This window comes from Allokutzneria sp. A3M-2-11 16, assembly GCF_024213555.1.
In the GTDB taxonomy this organism is placed as follows: Bacteria; Actinomycetota; Actinomycetes; order Mycobacteriales; family Pseudonocardiaceae; genus Allokutzneria.
This window is the reverse complement of record NZ_JANAVO010000004.1, coordinates 25648-43984: the sequence shown is the minus strand read 5'-3', so window position 1 is coordinate 43984 and position 18337 is coordinate 25648. Positions and strand designations below refer to the sequence as shown.

At 69.9% G+C, this 18337-nt stretch carries 12 protein-coding genes; 9 read left to right on the top strand and 3 right to left on the bottom strand.

Annotation, left to right across the window (positions count from 1 at the left end; translation table 11 throughout):
- Positions 1-88: 88 nt before the first annotated feature.
- From NLX83_RS24550 to NLX83_RS24515, 8 genes are all read left to right on the top strand, one after another.
- Entirely contained in the window at positions 89-2998 is a 2910-nt protein-coding gene (locus NLX83_RS24550; protein WP_254237511.1) for a helix-turn-helix transcriptional regulator, read from the top strand.
- A 98-nt stretch (positions 2999-3096) separates the two neighbouring features.
- Positions 3097-4470 carry an FAD-binding oxidoreductase gene (locus NLX83_RS24545; RefSeq protein ID WP_254237510.1) on the top strand — a complete coding sequence of 458 codons (1374 nt, stop codon included), beginning with the start codon at positions 3097-3099 and terminating at the stop codon, positions 4468-4470.
- A 216-nt stretch (positions 4471-4686) separates the two neighbouring features.
- The gene (gene idi / locus NLX83_RS24540) at positions 4687-5220 is read left to right on the top strand and encodes an isopentenyl-diphosphate Delta-isomerase (protein ID WP_254237509.1); all 534 of its coding nucleotides are present in this window, start codon (positions 4687-4689) and stop codon (positions 5218-5220) included.
- Between the two features lie 81 nt (positions 5221-5301).
- A complete protein-coding gene (locus NLX83_RS24535; protein WP_254237508.1) occupies positions 5302-5967 on the top strand; it encodes a metallophosphoesterase family protein in 666 nt (221 codons plus the stop codon).
- A gap of 108 nt (positions 5968-6075) precedes the next feature.
- Complete coding sequence (locus NLX83_RS24530) at positions 6076-7665, top strand: discoidin domain-containing protein (protein ID WP_308209367.1); 1590 nt, start codon at positions 6076-6078, stop codon at positions 7663-7665.
- Between the two features lie 36 nt (positions 7666-7701).
- On the top strand, positions 7702-8928 hold the full coding sequence (locus NLX83_RS24525; protein ID WP_254237507.1) for an MFS transporter: 1227 nt from the start codon (positions 7702-7704) through the stop codon (positions 8926-8928).
- A complete protein-coding gene (locus tag NLX83_RS24520) occupies positions 8925-9935 on the top strand; it encodes a TolB family protein (protein WP_254237506.1) in 1011 nt (336 codons plus the stop codon). The genes NLX83_RS24525 and NLX83_RS24520 overlap by 4 nt, the downstream gene beginning before the upstream one ends.
- A gap of 283 nt (positions 9936-10218) precedes the next feature.
- Positions 10219-12264 (top strand): S8 family serine peptidase, encoded by a 2046-nt coding sequence (locus NLX83_RS24515; RefSeq protein WP_254237505.1) that lies wholly within the window; start codon positions 10219-10221, stop codon positions 12262-12264.
- A gap of 53 nt (positions 12265-12317) precedes the next feature.
- Here NLX83_RS24515 and NLX83_RS24510 read toward each other — a convergent pair whose 3' ends face one another.
- Together NLX83_RS24510 and NLX83_RS24505 are read right to left on the bottom strand one after the other, a co-directional pair.
- The gene (locus tag NLX83_RS24510; protein WP_254237504.1) at positions 12318-13436 is read right to left on the bottom strand and encodes an HNH endonuclease signature motif containing protein; all 1119 of its coding nucleotides are present in this window, start codon (positions 13434-13436) and stop codon (positions 12318-12320) included.
- A 418-nt stretch (positions 13437-13854) separates the two neighbouring features.
- Positions 13855-14811 carry a LysR family transcriptional regulator gene (locus tag NLX83_RS24505; protein ID WP_254237503.1) on the bottom strand — a complete coding sequence of 319 codons (957 nt, stop codon included), beginning with the start codon at positions 14809-14811 and terminating at the stop codon, positions 13855-13857.
- A gap of 97 nt (positions 14812-14908) precedes the next feature.
- Here NLX83_RS24505 and NLX83_RS24500 point away from each other — a divergent pair, with 97 nt between their 5' ends.
- Complete coding sequence (locus tag NLX83_RS24500; protein WP_254237502.1) at positions 14909-17206, top strand: M20/M25/M40 family metallo-hydrolase; 2298 nt, start codon at positions 14909-14911, stop codon at positions 17204-17206.
- Positions 17207-17454: 248 nt separating this feature from the next.
- Here NLX83_RS24500 and NLX83_RS24495 read toward each other — a convergent pair whose 3' ends face one another.
- Complete coding sequence (locus NLX83_RS24495; protein ID WP_254237501.1) at positions 17455-18303, bottom strand: SDR family NAD(P)-dependent oxidoreductase; 849 nt, start codon at positions 18301-18303, stop codon at positions 17455-17457.
- Positions 18304-18337: the final 34 nt, after the last annotated feature.

Sequence of the window (18337 nt, the reverse complement as noted above, 5' to 3'; positions counted from 1 at the left end):
TGGTCGGCATCATTGCTGAGACGCAGGCGGGCTTCGGGTCTGCGCTCGCCGAGCGTGCCCCGGGGCACCCCGAGGGGTGGATGCCGTAATGCAGAAGAGGGTCGGCGGCGCGGTGCGCCCGCTGGTCGGACGCGAGGCCGAGCAGGACGCGCTCACCCGCGCGATCAGCCGCCTCGCCGAAGGACAGGGCGGGGGCCTGTTCCTCTCCGGTGACCCCGGCATCGGCAAGAGCAGGCTGCTGACCGACCTCACCTGGCGGGCGTCGATGCGCGGCCTCACGGTGTTCAGCGGCCGGTCCGCGGAGTTCGAGCGGGACCTGCCCTTCGGCGTCTTCGTGGACGCGCTCGACGACTACCTGGCCGACCTCCAGCCCGGAGAGCTGGAAGCGCTGGGCCGGGCGCACGTCGCCCAGCTCGCCGCGGTGTTCCCCTCACTCGCCGACCACGCCTCCGACCAGGGGCAGGAGGCGTCCTCGCCGTCGGTGCGGTTCCGGATCTACCGCGCGATGCGGGAACTGCTCGACGTGCTGGCCAAGGACACCAGTCTGGTGCTGGCGCTGGACGACCTGCACTGGGCCGACCGCGCCTCCATCGAGCTGATGGAGCACCTGCTCCGGCACCCGCCGCGGGGCCGGGTGCTCATCGCCGCGGCCTACCGGCCCCGGCAGCTCGCCCCGCAGCTGTCCACCGCGCTGCTGCTGGCCAACACGCAGTGGTACTTCGAGGTCGTCGAGGTCGCTCCGCTCACCCTCGCCGAGACCGCCGACCTGCTGGAGCTCGGTGCCGACGACCCGCGCCTGACCGACCTGTTCGAGGCGAGCCGGGGCAATCCCTTCTACGCCGAGGCCCTGTCGGAGGTCGCCACGGAGGCGCGGTACCTGCCAGGGGTGTTCACCGAGGGCAGCGCGCCACCGGCGGTCCTCGCCGCGTTGCGGTCGGAGCTCTACCGGCTGTCCGCCGTCGTCCGCAGGGCGGCGGGCGCGGCCGCGGTGCTCGGTGACCCGTTCACCCCGGACCTGGTCGCCGAGGTCGCCGAACTGGACCTGCCGACCGCGGTCGCGGCGCTGGACGAGCTGGTCAGGCAGGACGTCATCCGGGTGTCCGCGGGCGGAAGCCAGTTCGGTTTCCGGCATCCGCTCGTGCGTAGTGTCACCTACGGCGACACTGAGTCGGTGTGGCGCTTCGCCGCGCACCGGCGGGCAGCTGATGCCCTGCGAGCCCGGCGCAGCCCCGTGTTGCTCTACGCGCACCACCTCGAACGCTCGGCGCAACCGGGCGACCACGACGCCGCGAGCGTGCTCTCCTCCGCGGCCCGCAGCGTGCTCTCCACCGCCCCGGACACGGCGGCAAGTTGGTTGCAGACGGCGTTGCGGCTGCTGCCGACGGGCGAGCCCTACGACGCCCAGCGCATCGAGCTGCTCAGCAACCTCGCCACCGCCTTCTCCGCCATCGGGAAGACGGGGCGCAGCCGAGATCTCATGCACGAGGTGCTGGACCTGTTGCCGAAGGACAGCGACCAGCGGCTGGACATCGTGCTTCGTCTGTCCAAAGTGGAGCGTGGGCTGGGCAGGGCGAACGAGGCGCGGGCGCTGGTGCTGCGCGAGCTGGAGAACGCGGGGGAGCGCAACCGGTCCGGCCGCGCGGGGGCGCTGCTGGAGATCGCGATCATCAACCTCGCCGAGGGCGATGTGCCGGAGGCGTGCCACTGGGCGGAGGACGCGCTCACCCTGTCCTCGGGCCCCGGCCTCGTCGACCGGCTCAACTCCGCCGTGGCCGCGGCGATGATCATGGCGACGGCGCCGGGGGGCGACGCGTCCGCGAGGCTCACCGAGCGGGTCCTCGACGCGACGCCCGCCATCGACGCCGCCTCCGACGAGGAGCTCAGCACCTACTTCAGCCTCGTGGTCTCGGCGATCACCACCGTCATGTGGGTGGAACGGATGGACGACTCGGTCCGGCAGTTCATCCGCGCGATGAACCTGGCGCGGCAGAGCACCCACCGTGACTCGATCATGGCGGTCATCCTGGCCAGCGCCGAGGCGCACATGTGGCAGGGGGCGCTGGAGGCGAGTGAGACCGCCGCGGAGGACGCACTCGAAGCCGCCATGCTCACCGACAACCAGGAGCAGCGGCTGATCGCCTGGAGCACCCTGTGCGCCGTCTCGATGTGGCGGGGCGACGTCGAGGAGGCGCTGCGGTTCGGCAGGCTGGCCCTGGGGGGCGAGGACCCGGCGACCAGCGGCCGCAGCCGGTCCGCCGGTTACTACAGCGCGGCCGCGCTGCTGCTCAAGGGGGAGCCCGCGGAGGCGCGGCGGTGGATGATGGCCGCCATCGGTGACGAGAGCATGGCCTCGGTCGCCGTGCTGATGCGGCCCCCCGTGCTGGAGATCCTGGTGCGGATCGAGCTGGCGCTCGGTGATGTCGGCGCGGCCGAGACCTGGGCGCGGCGGATCGACCCGCAGATCGGGGAGGTCCTGCCCGGGCGGTGGGGGATGCGGCACCTGGCGCACGCCCAGGTGCTGATCGCCAGGGATCGCTTCGAGGAGGCGGCCCGGCTGGGGCGGGAGGGCGCCGAGCTGTGCGCGAGCGTCGGCATGCGGCTCTACGAGGGGCGGTGTCGGCTGGTGGCCGGGATGGCGCTGGGGGAGCTGGGCAGGCACGACGAGGCGCGGGTGGAGTTCGGCGCGGCCAAGGACCTGTTCGCGGCGCGCGGGGCGAAGCGGCTGCACGAGGACGTGATCAGCGCGCAGCGGCAGCTCGGCGCGAAGATGCCGCGGCGGCGCGGTGCTGGCGACGGGCTGCTGGCGCTGACCTCCCGCGAGCGCGAGGTCGCGGAGCTGATCAGCCAGGGCCGGACGAACAAGCAGGTGGCGGAGCACCTGTTCGTCAGCCCCAAGACGGTCGAGGCGCACCTGTCGCGCATCTTCAACAAGCTCAACGTCAGCAGCCGGTCCGGGCTGACCGCCGTGGTCTTCGCCGCGCGGGAGACGAAGGACTGACCCCTGCCCCCCGATGTGGGGGTTTCCCCGATGCTCTGGCAGCCCCCCGGCGGCAGTCTTGATTCGTGCGGACTGTGCCTGGATGCGGGGGGTCGAGGATGCGAATCGAACTCGGCCTGCTGCGGATGTGTCTGAACGGCACGGTGCTGACGCCCGGTGAGCCCGGGTACGAGGCCGAGTGCCGGTCCTGGAACCTCGCGATGCACCAACGCCCCGCGTTCGCGGTGTCGGCGCTGAGCGAGCAGGACGTGGCGGCGGCCGTGCGCTTCGCCTACGTCCGGGACCTGCCGGTGGGGGTGATGTGCACCGGCCACGGCCTGCCGCGCCCGTGCGACGACGGGGTGTTGATCAACACCGGGGGGATGCGCGGGGTGCGGGTCGATCCGGTCACCGAGACGGCCTGGGTGCAGGCGGGGGCGCGGTGGCAGGACGTGATCGACGCGGCGCAGCGGCACGGCTTGGCGCCGTTGTCCGGTTTCGCCGCGCACGACGGTGCCGTCGGCAGCACGCTCAGCGGGGGGATGGGCTGGCTGATCCGGCGGTACGGGGTGAGCGCCGCGAGCGTCGTGGGAGCGCGCGTGGTGCTGGCCGACGGGGAGCTCGTGGAGACCGGTGAGTCGCGGCATCCCGAGCTGGTGTGGGCGCTGCGCGGGGGCGGCGGGAACTTCGGCGTGGTGACGGAGCTGCGGTTGCGGCTCTACCCCGTGTCCGAGGTGCACGGCGGCGGCGTCTACTACCCCATCGACCACGCCGGGCAGGTGCTGGAGGTCTACCGCGAGTGGGTGCGGGAGCTGCCTCCGGAGATCAGCTCGTCGGTGTGCCTGATGCGCCGTGGCGCCGAGCCGGGGGTGCCGGAGCCACTGCGCGGGCGCTGGGTGATCGGGCTGCGGGCGTGCCACAGCGGGGATCGGCAGGAGGCGGAGCGGCTGGTCAAGCCGTTGCGCTCGCTGCCGGGGGTGCTGGCGGACTCCTTCGGGCCGCTGCCGTACTCGCGGATCGCCGAGATCGCCATGCTGCCGACCGATCCGAACCCGCACGTCAGCTTCGGCATGCTGCTGCCGGAGCTGTCGGAGGCGGCGTGCGCGGCGCTGCTGATGGTCGCGGGGCCGGATCGGCGGGCCCCCTACGACCACCTGGAGCTGCGGCACATCGGCGGGGGGAACCGGCCCGAGGAGGCCGATGCCGGGCTCGGCCTGTGGGGGGCGGAGTTCGTGCTGCACTCGGCGATGCGCACACCGGTCGCCGACGAGGTCGCGACGGCGCAGCGGTTCTACAGCAGGCTCGCCCGCGGCCTGGAGCCCTTCGCCAGTGAGCGGACGACGCTGAACTTCATCGGGCCGGCCAACACCGAACCGGACCGCGTGCGCCGCTCCTACCGCGATGACCACTACCAGCGGTTGCAGCGGATAAAGGGCATGTACGACCCGCACAACGTGTTCCGGTTCAACCACAACATCCCGCCAGCCGCGTAGGGCGGGGCGGGAGATCCGGGGGGATGGTGGGGCGCGGCCCCGGCGGGCAGCCAGCCCGCCGGGGCCGTGTTGTCTCTCCGGCGCTGTTTTTTCGGCCACTTCGGGCATACGCATGTGACCGATGTCGTTCTGGACGGGTGAGGACACCCTGGCTACGTTGAGTTCTTGCCAATCACCGTGCGGAGTCGCGCTCGGCGGGATTTGAGGAGCTGCACCATGATCCGCAGGATCGTCGAGCTGGTCGACGCGCGGGGGACGACGCTGGGCGAGTGCCCGGTCGAGGAGGCGCACCAGCCCCCCGGCAGGCTGCACCGGGCGTTCTCGATCATGCTCTTCGACGAGCAGGACCGGGTGCTGCTGCAGCGCAGGGCGCTGTCGAAGTCGCGTTTCCCCGGACTCTGGGCCAACACCTGCTGCAGCCACCCCGCGGCGGGCGAGGACGTCGCCGAGTCCGCGGCCAAGCGCCTCGACGAGGAGATGGGCCTGCACGTCGGGGAACTGCGCGAGGTCGGCACGTTCGTCTACCAGGCGCTGGACGGCCGGGGTGCCGCCGAGCACGAGTTCGACCACGTGCTCATGGGGGACCTGGACTCCTCGGCGGAGCTGTCCCCGGACCGCGAGGAGATCGAGGAGCTGGCCTGGCTGCCCTACTCCGAGCTGGTCAGCGACGCGGCCTCGCGGCCGGAGCGCTACGCGCCGTGGATCCCGGGCGTGCTCGCCCTGATCGACCGGGCGCGCAGCGCCAACTGAGCCGTCAGCGCGCCACGTCGGGCACGACCGTTATCGCGAGCGCGGTGCTTCTCACCAGACCTCCTGATTCGAGCTGATGCGGTGGAAGATCATGTGCCGCCAGGGACGCGCGGGCCCACTCACCCGCCCACGCCGGGCAACCACGAGTACAACGACGGCGCCCGCGGCTACAAGGAGTACTTCGGGGCGATCGCCACGCCGCAGGGCAAGACCTTCTACAGCCACGACATCGGCAACTGGCACTTCGTCGCGCTGGACTCCAACCTGCCGACAGCGGAGACCTCGGAGCAGGGCAAGTGGCTCGTCGAGGACTTGAAGCGCACCACGAAGGGCTGCATCGCGGCGTACTGGCACCACCCGTTCGCCAGCGGGGCCAGTCACGGGGACCAGAAGGTGGCCGAACCGTTCTGGCGGATGCTGTACGCGGCGGGCGCGGACGTCGTCTTCGCCGGGCACGACCACAGTTACGAGCGGTTCAAGCCGCAGCGGTGGCGCCAGCCTGTACCCGGTGACTCCCAGGCCCAGCACGGAAAAGGCGTACAGCAAGCACGGCGTGATGAAGCTGCGGATCACCGATTCCACGTACGCGTGGGAGCACCTCGGGCTGGACGGATCGGTGCTCGACTCGGCGGGCCCGTACACCTGTCACTGACCTCCGATCGTCCCGGATTGTCACTGAACGTTCTGCTTCGATTCCGAAGTGTTGACGGGCGCGCTTTGTGCGTGGCAGCCTGGATAAACAGTTAGGTAAGTTTCCTAACTAAAGGTTTCCTAACAAGCGCACACACTTCTCGTCGATGCCGGTTCGTCCGCCGCCCGCGCCGGTCTCGTCGACAGGCTCGTCGAGGAGAGAACGTGAACGCACGATCCCGATGGGGCAGGCGGGTGGTCGCGCCGATGGCCGCCCTCGCGCTGCTGGCCCAGCCACTGGTCGCGTCCGGAACCGAAGCGCTGCTGGCCGAAAACCTGTTGTCCTACAACAAACCCACCACGACGTCCTCGGTGGAGGACGAGACCACGGTCGGCGGTCTGGCCGTGGACGGCGACATCGCCACCCGCTGGGCGAGCGCCGAGGGCGTCGATCCACAGTGGATCGCCGTCGACCTCGGCGGCCCGGCGGTGGTCAGCCGGGTGAAGCTGGCGTGGGAGGCCGCCTACGCCACCGACTACCAGGTCCAGGTCTCCGCGGACGGAAAGGCTTGGCAGGACGCGAAAAAGGTCACCGGCGGCGACGGCGGGACCGACGAGATCACCGGGCTGGCCGTCTCCGCCCGGTACGTCCGGGTCCTGGGCACCAAGCGCGGCAGCGTCTACGGCTACTCGCTCTACGAGCTGGAGGTGTACGGCTCGCGCACGGGCGGTGGGGACATCGAGCCGCCGACCGCGCCCGCGGGTCTGCGCTCGCCATCGTCCACTTCGGACAGCATCGCGTTGGCCTGGGACCCGGCGAGGGACAACGTCGGCGTGACCGGATACGAGATCCTGCGCAACGGCAACGTGGTCGGCACCGCGACCACACCGTCCTACACGGACACCGGCCTGGTCTCGGCCACATCCTTCACCTACGCGGTGCGGGCGCGCGACGCGGCGGGCAACCTCTCCGCGCAGAGCGCCGCGATCCAGGCGAGCACCCAGCAGGGCGGCAACCCCGGTGGCACCGTGATCGTCGTCGCCGGTGACATCGCGAGCCCCGACCTGCCCGAGACCCACCGCAACACCGCGAAACTGGTGGAGGGCATCAAACCGCAGTATGTGCTGACGGTCGGCGACAACCAGTACCACAACGGCACGATCGCCGAGTACCGCGCGCACTACGACAAGACCTGGGGCAAGTTCAAGGCGATCACCAAGCCGTCCCCGGGCAACCACGAGTGGTACGACAAGCTCAACGGGTACAAGCAGTACTTCGGCGCCGCCGCGACACCCCAGGGCAAGCCGTACTACAGCTACGACATCGGCGACTTCCACTTCGTGGCGCTGGACACCGAGCCGATCGCCAAGGGCACCAGCAGCAAGAGCGAGCAGTTGGCGTGGCTGAAGCAGGACCTCGCCGCGAACAAGAAGGCGTGCGTCATCGGCTACGGCCACCACCCGCGGTTCAACTCCGGGAAGTACGGCGACGACAAGACCATGACGGAGGTCTGGAACGAGTTCGTCAAGGCCCGCGCGGACGTCGTCTTCTCCGGGCACGACCACCACTACGAGCGGCTGAAGCCGTTGAACTCCTCCGGAAAGGTCGACGAGGCCAACGGTGTGCGGTCGGCGATCGTGGGCATCGGCGGGGACAACCTCTACACCCAGATCAAGAAGCGGGAAGGGGTCGAGCAGGCCTTCGCCAAGCACGGCGTGATGAAGCTGGTGCTCTCCGGCAAGACCTACTCCTGGGAGATCGTCGGCGTCGGCGGCACCCTGCTGGACAAGGCCGGTCCCTACACCTGCCGGTAGATCCGCGCTGACCGCGCCCACGAGGGAGGAACTTCGATGTACATCGCATCGGCGCGCTCCGGTCCGTCCGAAGTGGACGGGAAGAGACAGGGCCGGGTCGCGGGAAACGTCCTCGCGCTGGGCGCGGTCAGCCTGGTCACCGACATCTCCTCGGAGATGGTGACCGCGGTCCTGCCGCTCTACTTGGTGCTGGGCCTGGGTTTCTCGCCGCTCCAGTTCGGTGTCCTCGACGGGCTGTACTCCGGGGTGACGGCGCTCGTCCGGGTCTTCGGCGGCAACCTCGCCGACCGCGGGCAGCGGCGCAAGCTCGTCGCCGGTGTCGGCTACGGGATCTCGGCGGCGGCCAAGCTCGGGCTGGTCGCGGCGGCGGGCTCGGCCACCGCGCTCGGGCTCGTGCTGGCCGCCGACCGGACCGGGAAGGGGTTGCGGACCGCGCCGAGGGACGCGCTGATCTCCTTGAGCAGCAACCCGGACACGCTCGGCCGGGCCTTCGGCGTGCACCGGGCGATGGACACGGTCGGCGCGTTCCTCGGCCCGCTCGCGGCGTTCCTGTTGCTGTGGATGGTCGCGGGCGGCTACGACACCGTGTTCTTCGTGAGCTCCTGCTTCGCGGTGCTCGGCGTGGTGCTGCTCGGGTTGTTCGTCACCGACCAGCGCGGGCCGATGCCGCCGAGCAAGGCGGTGTCGCTGCGCTCCGCCTTCGGTTTGTTGCGGGACAAGGGGTTCCGGCGGATCTGCGGGTGGGCCGTCCTGCTCGGCCTGGTCACCGTCGGCGACGCGTTCGTGTACCTGTTGCTGCAGAGGCGATTGGACATCGCGCCGGAGTACTTCGCGATCCTTCCGCTCGGCACCGCCGGGGTCTACCTGCTCCTGGCGGTGCCGATGGGGCGGCTGGCGGACCGCTTCGGGCGGTGGCGGGTGTTCCTGGCCGGGCACGCGTCGCTGCTCGTGGCCTACGTGTTGCTGGTCGGCGCCGCGGACGGCGTGCTGCTGCTCGTCACGAGCCTGGCGGCGCACGGGATCTTCTACGCCTGCACGGACGGCGTGCTGATGGCGGCGGCAGGACCGCTGCTGCCCGCCGAGCTCAAGACGAGCGGGATGGCGCTGCTGCAAACCGGCCAGGCGCTGGCGAAGTTGTTCTCCTCGGTGCTCTTCGGCGCGGCGTGGACGTTGTGGGGCATGGGAACCGCGGTCACCCTCGCCCTGGTCGCGCTGGCGGCGGCCACCCTCGCCGCCGGGTTGTTCGGAAGGATTTCGCGGTGACGAAGAAGGTTCTGCTGGCGTTGCTGACGACCCTGGTGCTGGCGGGCGCGGCGATCACGCACACGGTGCGGGCCATGGCGGAGCGGCCGGACCGGCAGCAGGCGGACGCGTCCGTGCTCGTCGACCGTTCCGGCGGGGTGCGGCTGGACGAGCCGGGGCGCCTGGTCTTCCGCAACACCGCGCCCGGCCCGGACCACGGCAAGGTCGCGTCGGTCTCGCTGGCCGACCCAGCCGGTCCGCGCCGGATCAGCGGGCTGAGCTGCGACCGCTTCTACCTCAGCGCCGGGACCGGTCTGTGCCTGGCCACCGCCCCGGGGCCGCTGCCCAGCGCCGTCGCGGTGTTCGTCGACAAGGAGCTGCGCGAGGTCAAACGGGTGGAGCTCGCGGGCATTCCCAATCGCGCCAAGCTTTCCCCGGACGGGAAGATGGGGGCGTGGACCACCTTCGTCACCGGTGACTCCTACTCGCAGAGCGGCACGTTCTCCACGCGCACCGGGATCATGGACCGCGATCAGGACCAGCTCTACTCCAACATCGAGGGCATCCCGCTGCTCGTCGCGGGGGAGCGGCACCACGCGGAGGACGTCAACTACTGGGGCGTCACTTTCACGCGGGACAACAAGCGCTTCTACGCCACCGTGGCGACCGGCGGACGCACTCATCTCGTCGTCGCCGACTACGACGCCTGGGAAGCGAAAACGGTGCGGGAGAACGCGGAATGCCCGTCGCTGTCGCCGGACGGCACCCGGCTGGCGTTCAAGAAACGGGTCTCCACCGACAACGCGCGGCCCTGGCGGGAGCACGTGCTCGACCTCGCCACGATGACCGAGACCCCGCTGGCCGAGACGCGGAGCGTGGACGACCAGGCCGTGTGGCTCGACCCGCGCACGCTGGCCTACTCACTGCCGAACGAGCGCGGCGGCAGCGATGTCTGGGCCGTGCCCGCGGACGGTTCCGGGGCGCCGCGACTGCTGGTCGCCTCGGGTTCGTCGCCAGCGTCCGACTGACCGGTTGCCAAGCCTTTCGGCTCAATGGCTTAATTTCCACCGGGTTTTTGCCATTTGATGGCGTGTGAATCGGTTCACATGCGCGATATGTGCAGGTAAACCGCCATTCGCTGAGCCAGATGGAGTCTTTTGTGTGGGCTGTTCGGCCCGATTCTTACGTCGTAACGAGCACCGACTTAAGTCGGGTGAATCGGGTATTGCGTCTCATTACTGTCGCTATTGCCTTGCGAAATTCGCTCTTCGTTCGCGGGGTCCCTGCATTCCCTGCTTCAGGAGGTTCTCCATGCGGCGTTCCCGTCGCGCGCTGATGGTCGCTGCGACAGCGACCACGGTGTTGCTCTCGCTGGGTGTGGTCAGTGCCAACGGCCAGTCCACGGGCGAGCAGGTCCGGCTCGTCGGCGACAACTCCTTCTCGGTCAGCTTCGACGGCGGCAAGAGCTGGAGCCGCCAGCTGCCGACCGCCAAGAAGATCCACCTGGTCAACCGCTCGTTCGACCCGAGGTCCGCCGACGCGCAGCGCGACGCCACCGCCGACGAGACCGGCGTCTACCTGGTGCAGTTCACCGCCGCTCCGCTGGACGCCCAGCGCCGGGAGCTGCGCGGGCTCGGCGCGCGGGTGGGCGCGTTCATCCCCGACTACGCCTACGTGGTGCGGATGGACCGGGCCACCAGTGAGCGCGTCGCCAAGCTGGACTACGTCCGCTGGGTCGGCGCCTACCAGGCCGGGGACAAGCTCACGCCGGGGATCGCCGAGGCGGTCCGGGCCAAGCAGCGGCTGCCGCAGCAGCGCTACCTGCTGACCCTGGTCGAGGCCGACGCCGCCGACCAGCAGGCGCTCGTCGCGGAGATCGGCAAGCTCGGCGGCAAGGTCGAGACGGCTTCCGCCAGCCGCCAGCACGTCGAGGCGACCCTGACCCACGACCAGCTGCTCTCCGTCGCCAAGCGCGCCGAGGTGCTCGCCGCGGAGAAGCACACCGGCGAGGTCGGCACCGACATGGACAACGCGCGCCAGGACGTCGGCGCGACCACGATCGAGACCGCTGGCGGCTACAACGGCGCGGGCGTGCGCGGCGAGGTGATGGACTCCGGGCTGCGCCTGACGCACCAGGAGTTCCAGAAGACCCCGCCGGTCATGCACGGCGCCAACGGCACCAGCCCCAGCCACGGCACGTCGACCTACGGCGAGATCTTCGCTTCCGGTGTCTCCGCCAAGCAGCGCGGACTGCTCTCCGAGGGCCAGGGCATCTTCGCCGCCTACCAGCAGCCCGACCGCTACAAGCACACGCAGGAGCTGGTGGACCCGGCGGGCAAGTACCGCGCGGTGTTCCAGACCAACAGCTGGGGCAACCCGCTGACCACGTCCTACACCGCGATCTCGTCGGCCTTCGACAAGACGATCTTCGACACCGACCTGTTCATCTGCAATTCGCAGAGCAACGCCGGTTCGCGGAACTCGCGGCCCGAGGCGTGGGCGAAGAACGTGCTGTCCGTCGGCGCGCAGTACCACAAGAACACCCTCGACCGCGCTGATGACCAGTGGAACCGCGGCGCCAGCATCGGTCCCGCCGCTGATGGCCGGATCAAGCCCGATGTGTCGCACTACTACGACAACATCGACACCACTTCGTCGACTGGCGACAACACCTACACCACGTCTTTCGGTGGTACCAGTGGCGCGACGCCGATCACCTGCGGCACCGCAGGCCTGGCGTTCCAGATGTGGGCTGACGGTGTCTTCGACGGCGGCCCCGGCAAGAAGCGCGATGTCTTCGACAGCCGCCCCCACGCGGCCACGATGAAGGCGCTGATGATCAACACCGCCAACCAGTACGCGTTCTCCGGTGAGGCGCACGACCTGACCCGCGTGCACCAGGGTTGGGGCACCGCCAGCGTCGGCAACATGTACGAGCAGGCCAAGGCGAACGGGTGGAAGCTGCCCGTGCTGGTCAATGAGACCGAGGTGCTCAAGGTCGGCCAGTCGCGCAGCTACGAGGTGACCACCGACGGCAGCAAGCCGCTGAAGGCCACCCTTGCCTACAGCGATCCCGAGGCGGCGCCCAGCGCGGCCAAGACCTTGGTCAACGACCTGACGCTGAAGGTGACCGCGCCGGACGGCACCGTTTACTGGGGTAACAACGGCCTGCGCGCGGGCAACTTCTCCACCCCGGGCGGTTCCGCCGACACCATCGACAACGTCGAGAACGTGATCATCGAGAAGGCGGCGGCGGGCACCTGGAAGGTCGAGGTCTCCGCGGACGCGATCAACGTCGACGGCCACCGGGAGACCCCGGACACCGACGCCGACTTCGCGCTCGTCGTCACCAAGTAACGGTTTCCTCCGGACGGGGCGCCACCGCTGAGGTGGCGCCCCGTTCCGCTTGCTCAGAACGGGGCGGGTTCGCCGATCGGCTCGATTTCTGATTCGTAGGTCTTGCCTTCTGGTGTGGTCCAGACGTGGCGTCCGTCTTCGAGGTTGTGGCATTGCCAGCTGGTTTCGTGCTTCATGCGGTGGTGCCGTCTGCATTTCGGCCGGAGGTTGTCGACTGTCGTGTTGCTTCCGTCGAAGGGGCAGCAGTGGTCGAGGTCGCAGCGGTGCACCGGCTGGCGGCATCCGATCATGGTGCAGTGGGGGTAGCGGGCGGCGATGAGTTCTCGCTGCTTGGTGGTGGGTCGGTAGGTGGTGACGTCTTCGGCGATGCCGGTGGCGGGGTCGGTGAGGATGCGCTTCCAGATGCCTCCTGCGGCGAAATCGCGTGCGATCTTGATCGGCAGCGGCCCGTGCCCTTGCAGGATGGCGGGGTCATCGTCCATGCCGATGAGTGAGCTGATGGCCATGGTGAGGTTGACCGTCACCTGACCCTGCGGGGCACCGGTTTCCTTGCCCAACAACAGGTCCAGGGCCACATCGACGCGCTTCTGATCCAACGTTCGGCCATCCTTCGGCAACCCTCGGGCGATGGCGTCGATGTGGTCGAAGGCCAACGCGGTGTCCAGGGCGGGCAGGATCAGCCGCAGTGATGCCATGCCGTCGTCAAGGTTGGTTTTCTCCACCTTGCGTTGCTCACGTTTCTCCTGATGACGGTGTTCGGCGGCCTTCGGGTCGAGGCGGTCGATGTAGCGGCGCGCGTACTGGCGGGTGGCGGAGTAGGCGTTGTTCTCCGCGTGCGCCAACAGAGCTTCCTCAGCGGTGGCGGCCTGCACGGCGGAGAGGGGCTGAAGCAGTTCGACGATCATCAAGGCTTTGCCTTCGTCGACGCGGCCTTCGGCCAGCGCCTGCAAGACCACGGGGCGCGCGGTCAAATCTGAGGCTTTGGCCAGCAGTCGGGATGCTTTCTCCTTCGAGATCCGCAACAACGGCATCAGTAGCTCTTCGGCGTACTCACGCTCGGCGGGCCGGAGCTGAGCGACGTACTCCATCAACGCCACCAGAAATTCGACGACCGCTGTACCGATGCCGGTGAACGTTGCCTTGACTTTCGCATCAGTGATATCGAGGGTCATGCCTCCATTTTATCGCACAATAATAGTGGATCATGGCTCTAAAGGATGAATTGCCAGGCGCCCGAAAAGCCCGAAACGCAACCCCAGCGAAACGGCAAGCCGCACATGAAAGCGGGTCGGCTTTACCTGGGGTGCGCGTGCCATACGCTTGTCGCGAGGGCCGGGGTTTCATCCCGTGCCCCTGTGAGGCCCAAGGGCACGCGCAAGGGGCCCCCAGGTCAAGCCGACCCCCAGGCTGGAAGCCCAGCGTCCCACGCTGGAAGTTCAGCCCGACTCCGCTGGAAGCCCAGCCACACAGGCTGGAAGCCCAGCCGTACCCCAGCCGGAAGCCCAGCCGTACCCCAACCGGAAGTCCAGCCACGCAAGCAGGAAGCCCAGCCCACGCAAGCCGGAAGCCCAGCCCCAAAACAACAAGAGCCTAAACCGGCGGAAGCGGCCCATGCTTAGCCAGCCACCGCTGATAATCCGGACTCCGATCCACCGCTTCCTGATAAGCCGACCGCGCCGCCGCGAGCAACCGCTCGGCCAGCCGCGTCAGCGAACCATTCCGATTCCACACCAACACGTGCCGGACCCGCATCGGAACGTCGATGATCGGCCGCACCACCACGCCGGGGGTTTCGCGAAAGGTGGCTTGGCCGATCGCCACGGCCTGTCCGGCCATCATCAGGTCGCGTGCGCCGGAGGCTTCGGTTTCGTGGCTCACCCTGGGCCGGAACCCGGCTTGCTGGCAGGCGATGGCGAAGTATTCGCGGAAACGGTCGCCGGGCGGTGGGATCACCCAGGATTCCTCGGCGAGGTCGGTGAGGGCCAGTTCGGGGCGGGCGGCGAGCGGGTGGGTGCTGGAGAGCAGGGCGAAGCTCGGCTCGGTGGCCACGATGCGGCGTTCGACCTCCTGGCGGGGCGGCACCTCGTGGTCGGGGTATTCGAGCATCGCCGCGAGTTCCAGGCGGCCGGAGGCGACGAGGTCGACCAGGGTCGCCGAGGAGGACTCGGTGCGCAGGGTGACCTCGGCGTCGGGCAGCAGTTCGCGCAGCCTGCCGAGCAGGCCGACCATCAGCGGGCCGGGCGCCGCGCCGTAGCGGAGCAGCCGCAGGTCCTGCTGGGCCCCGGCGCGGCGGATCGCGTCGGCCTGGAGCTGGTCGATGGCGGGGAGCACGGCGCGCGCCCTGGAGATCACGAAGGTGCCGAGGTCGGTCGGCACGGTGCCGTCCGGGCCGCGCAGGAACAGCTTCCCGCCGAGCAGGGACTCGATCCGCTGGAGCTGCCCGGTCAGCGAGGGCTGGGACAGGCCGAGGGAGGTCGCGGCCTTGGTCACGCTGCCCGCGTCCGCGATCGCGCAGATCACCCGCAGATGCCGGATATCGAGCTCCATAGCCCCACCCTATGGGGCTGGGAAATATCCGCCTAGTGCCCGAGTGCGCGCGAACGCCGGTGGGCTAGGTTCGTCGGGAGCCGACCTGAGGGGGATCATGGGCGCCGTGCGCCGCTGGCTGGCAGCGGGTTTCCTCGGGCTGCTCGCCATCCTGCTCACGGTGTCGCTGGTGGAGATCAGCCCGCCCGCCCCGGTCCCGGCGAGCGCCCCGGCGTCGCGGTTCTCCGCCGAGCGGGCCATGACGCACCTCTCCGCCATCAGCGCCCGCCCGCGCCCGATCGGCTCGCAGGCGCACGCCGACGCGCGGGAGTACCTGTTGCGGCAGCTGCGTTCGCTGGGCGTCGACCCCACCGTGCAGCGCGCCACCACCAACAGGCAGGCCGACCTGGGCGAGGTGCGCAACGTGTACGCGCGCATCCCCGGGCGCGCCAGCACGGGAACGGTGTTGCTGGTGGCGCACTACGACTCCACCTCGAAGGGGCCGGGTGCCGCCGACGACGGGGCCGGGGTGGCCGCGGTCCTCGAAGCGGCGCGGGCGGTGCTGAGCGGGCCGAGGCCGCGCAACGACATCGCGATCCTGCTCACCGATGGTGAAGAAGCCGGTTTGCTTGGCGCGCAAGCCTTTGTGGGCGCCAGCCTGCTCGATCCGCGCAACACCGTGGTGCTCAACTTCGACGCGCGGGGCTCCGGCGGACCGTCCACTGTGGTCGACGCGGGACGGGCGAGCGCGTGGCTGCTGCCCGCATTGTCCACAGTGGACAAACCGCTGGCCTGGTCGTTCGCCGGGTCGCTGCGCAGGATCATCCCGGACGAGTCGGACTTCTCGGTGTTCCGCCGCGCGGGCTTCGCCGGGCTGAGCTTCGCCTTCGACGAGGGCGCCGCGCGCAACCGCACCGGCGCCGACACGGTGGCCGCGGTGGACCCCGGCAGCGTCCAGGACCACGGGGACAAGGCGCTCTCGCTGGCGCGGTCGGTCGGCGAGCGCGACTTCGCCAAGGCCAAGCGCGGCAACGCCAGCTACTTCACGGCGTTCGGGTTGGTGATGAGCTACCCGAACGGGGTGGTCATCCCGCTCGCGGCCGCCGCCGCGCTGCTGTTCCTCCTCGTCGGCTGGATCGCGGTGCGGCGCAGGGGCGTCCGGCTGCGGGCGGTGGGGCTGGCCGCGTGCACGTTCGTCCTGCCGATCGTCGTGACCAACACGCTGGCGCACGTGGCCTGGTACGTGCTGAACGTGCTCCGCCCGGACTACGCCTACATCGGCGGCGGGACAACGTACCGGCCGGAGTTCTACCAAGCCGGCCTGCTCGTGCTGAGCGCGCTCTTCACCGCGGTCTGGTACCGCCTGGTCCGGCGGCGCTGGTCGACCGAGGAGATCATGCTCGGGGTCTGGGCGTGGTTCTGCGTGCTGGCCCTGGCGTGCGCCTTCCTGGTCAAGGGCGCCGCGTACGTGACGACCCTGCCGCTGCTGGTGGGTTGCCTCGCGGCGCTCGCGGCCTTCCGCTGGGGTGGCGACGATCCGTTCTGGCCGAGGCTGGCGCTGTGCGCGGCGGCCCTGCCCGCGGTGCCCCTGATGACGCCACTGGTCGACTTCACCTGGCGCGGGCTGGCCTTCGCCGGGCCGCCGCTGGTGGCGGCCACCCTGGTCGTGGCGCTGGCGCTGCCCCTGGTCGACCTCCTCGAACCGCGCCGCCCCGTGCTGATCACGGCGGGCGCCGCCGGGATCGCCGTCGCGCTGGTCGTCACCGGGTTCGTCGCGGACCGCTTCGACCGCGACCACCCGCACCAGACGAGCCTGCTGTACGCGATGGAAGCCGATATCGGCAAGGCGTTCTGGATCAGCCACGACCGGCACCCGCCCCCGTGGACCCGCCGCTACGTGCCCGGGACCGAGGACCCCGAACTGGCGGTCCTCGCCGAGGACGCGAACCCGGGATCGCTGGCCGACTACGAAGGCGGCAACGCCTCGCTCGCCGCGGTCCCCGCACCGCGCGCGACGGTGCTGCGGGTCTCCAGGGAACGAGACGCCACCGTGCTCCGCGTGCGCGTTGATTCCCTTGGCGCGCAACGGGTTTCGGTGTACGCGGACACCACGGCGCACACGATCGTGGACGCCGCGGTGCAGAACGTCCGGCTCGGCAAGCTCGCCAAGAGCCTGCTCGCGCGGGAGCCGTGGAACTGGGGCTTCACCTTCACCGCCGTGCCGCCGGAGGGCATCGAGGTGGAGCTGCGGGTGCGCGGCACCGGGCCGTTGCCGCTGCGACTGGTGAGCCGCCGCTACGGCCTTCCCGGCGTCGCGGAGTTCCGCCCGATGCCCACGGACCTGGTGCTCTCCTCGCGTCCCGGTGGGGACACCGTGGTTTCCCGGACGCAGCGGATGGACTTGGACCCGCGTTAGGCCGTGTCCTGCAAGTGGTCACCCGCGACCGCAACGCCCCTCGCACTCGCCCCCAACATCAGCCAGCGCAGCCTGAACAACCCGTTTCGTACTCTTAACGGGTTTTTGGAGCGCTCTTTTTCCCGTTATGAGTACGAAACGGGGTTCTCTAGACGGCGCGCGCGGGGGATGGGGTGGACGGGCGCGTGGGGTGCATGGGCTCAGTTTACTTGGTGGGCGGAGTGCGGGGAGGACTTGCAGGACCCGCGTTAGTCCAGGGCCAGGTTCACGCCCTTGAGGTAGGAGTCCCACCACAGGCTCGACGGTCGCCCGTTGAGGTCGGTGAACCCGTAGTCCTCGGCGAGCTCCACGACGGTGCGAACGGTCCCTGCGTGCCGGGAGGGATCGGCGTCGGCGGCGAGCGCCGCGACCGCGCGCCCGACGAACTCGGTCGACTCCGTCAGCTCCGCCTTCTCCTCGGGGAGCACTTCGCGCATCGACTCAGTGAGCATCCAGCCCGGCGACACCGCGAGCGCGGTCACCCCGTACGGCGCGAAGTCCTCGGCGAGCCCGACCGGCATCCGGTTGATCGCCGTCTTCACCACGTCGTAGTAGAGGTTCTGGTTCTCCTTGTAGTCGTCCCCGACCGCCCACGTGGTCAGCACGACCAGCCCACCGCGCGTCTCGGTGAGCAACGGCCCGGCCAGCTGCACGGTGACCATGTGCGCCCGCAGGCCCGCGTCGAGCATCAGATCGAGGTGCGCGGTCTCCAGCTCCCACGACCTCAGCGGCATGATCCGCTTCTCGTAGCCGCCCCACGCGTTGGACGCGAGGATGTCCAGCCGCCCCGACTCGGCGCGGACCCGGTCGAACAACGCCCGCACCTGCTCGTCGTCGGTGTGGTCGCAGCGCACCGGGATGCCCTTGCCGCCGCGCGCGGTGACTTCCGCCGCGGCGTCCTCGACGGTCTCCGGCCGACCGGTCGGGCTACCGCCTTCCCTGCTGGAGCGCCCGGTCACGTACACCGTGGCGCCCCGTTCGCCGAGCACGGCCGCGATGCCCCGTCCCGCGCCCCTGCTCGCCCCGGTCACCACGGCGATCTTGCCGTCCAGTCGCATGTCGTTCCTCCGTCGTCGCGTTCTCCGACGAGGA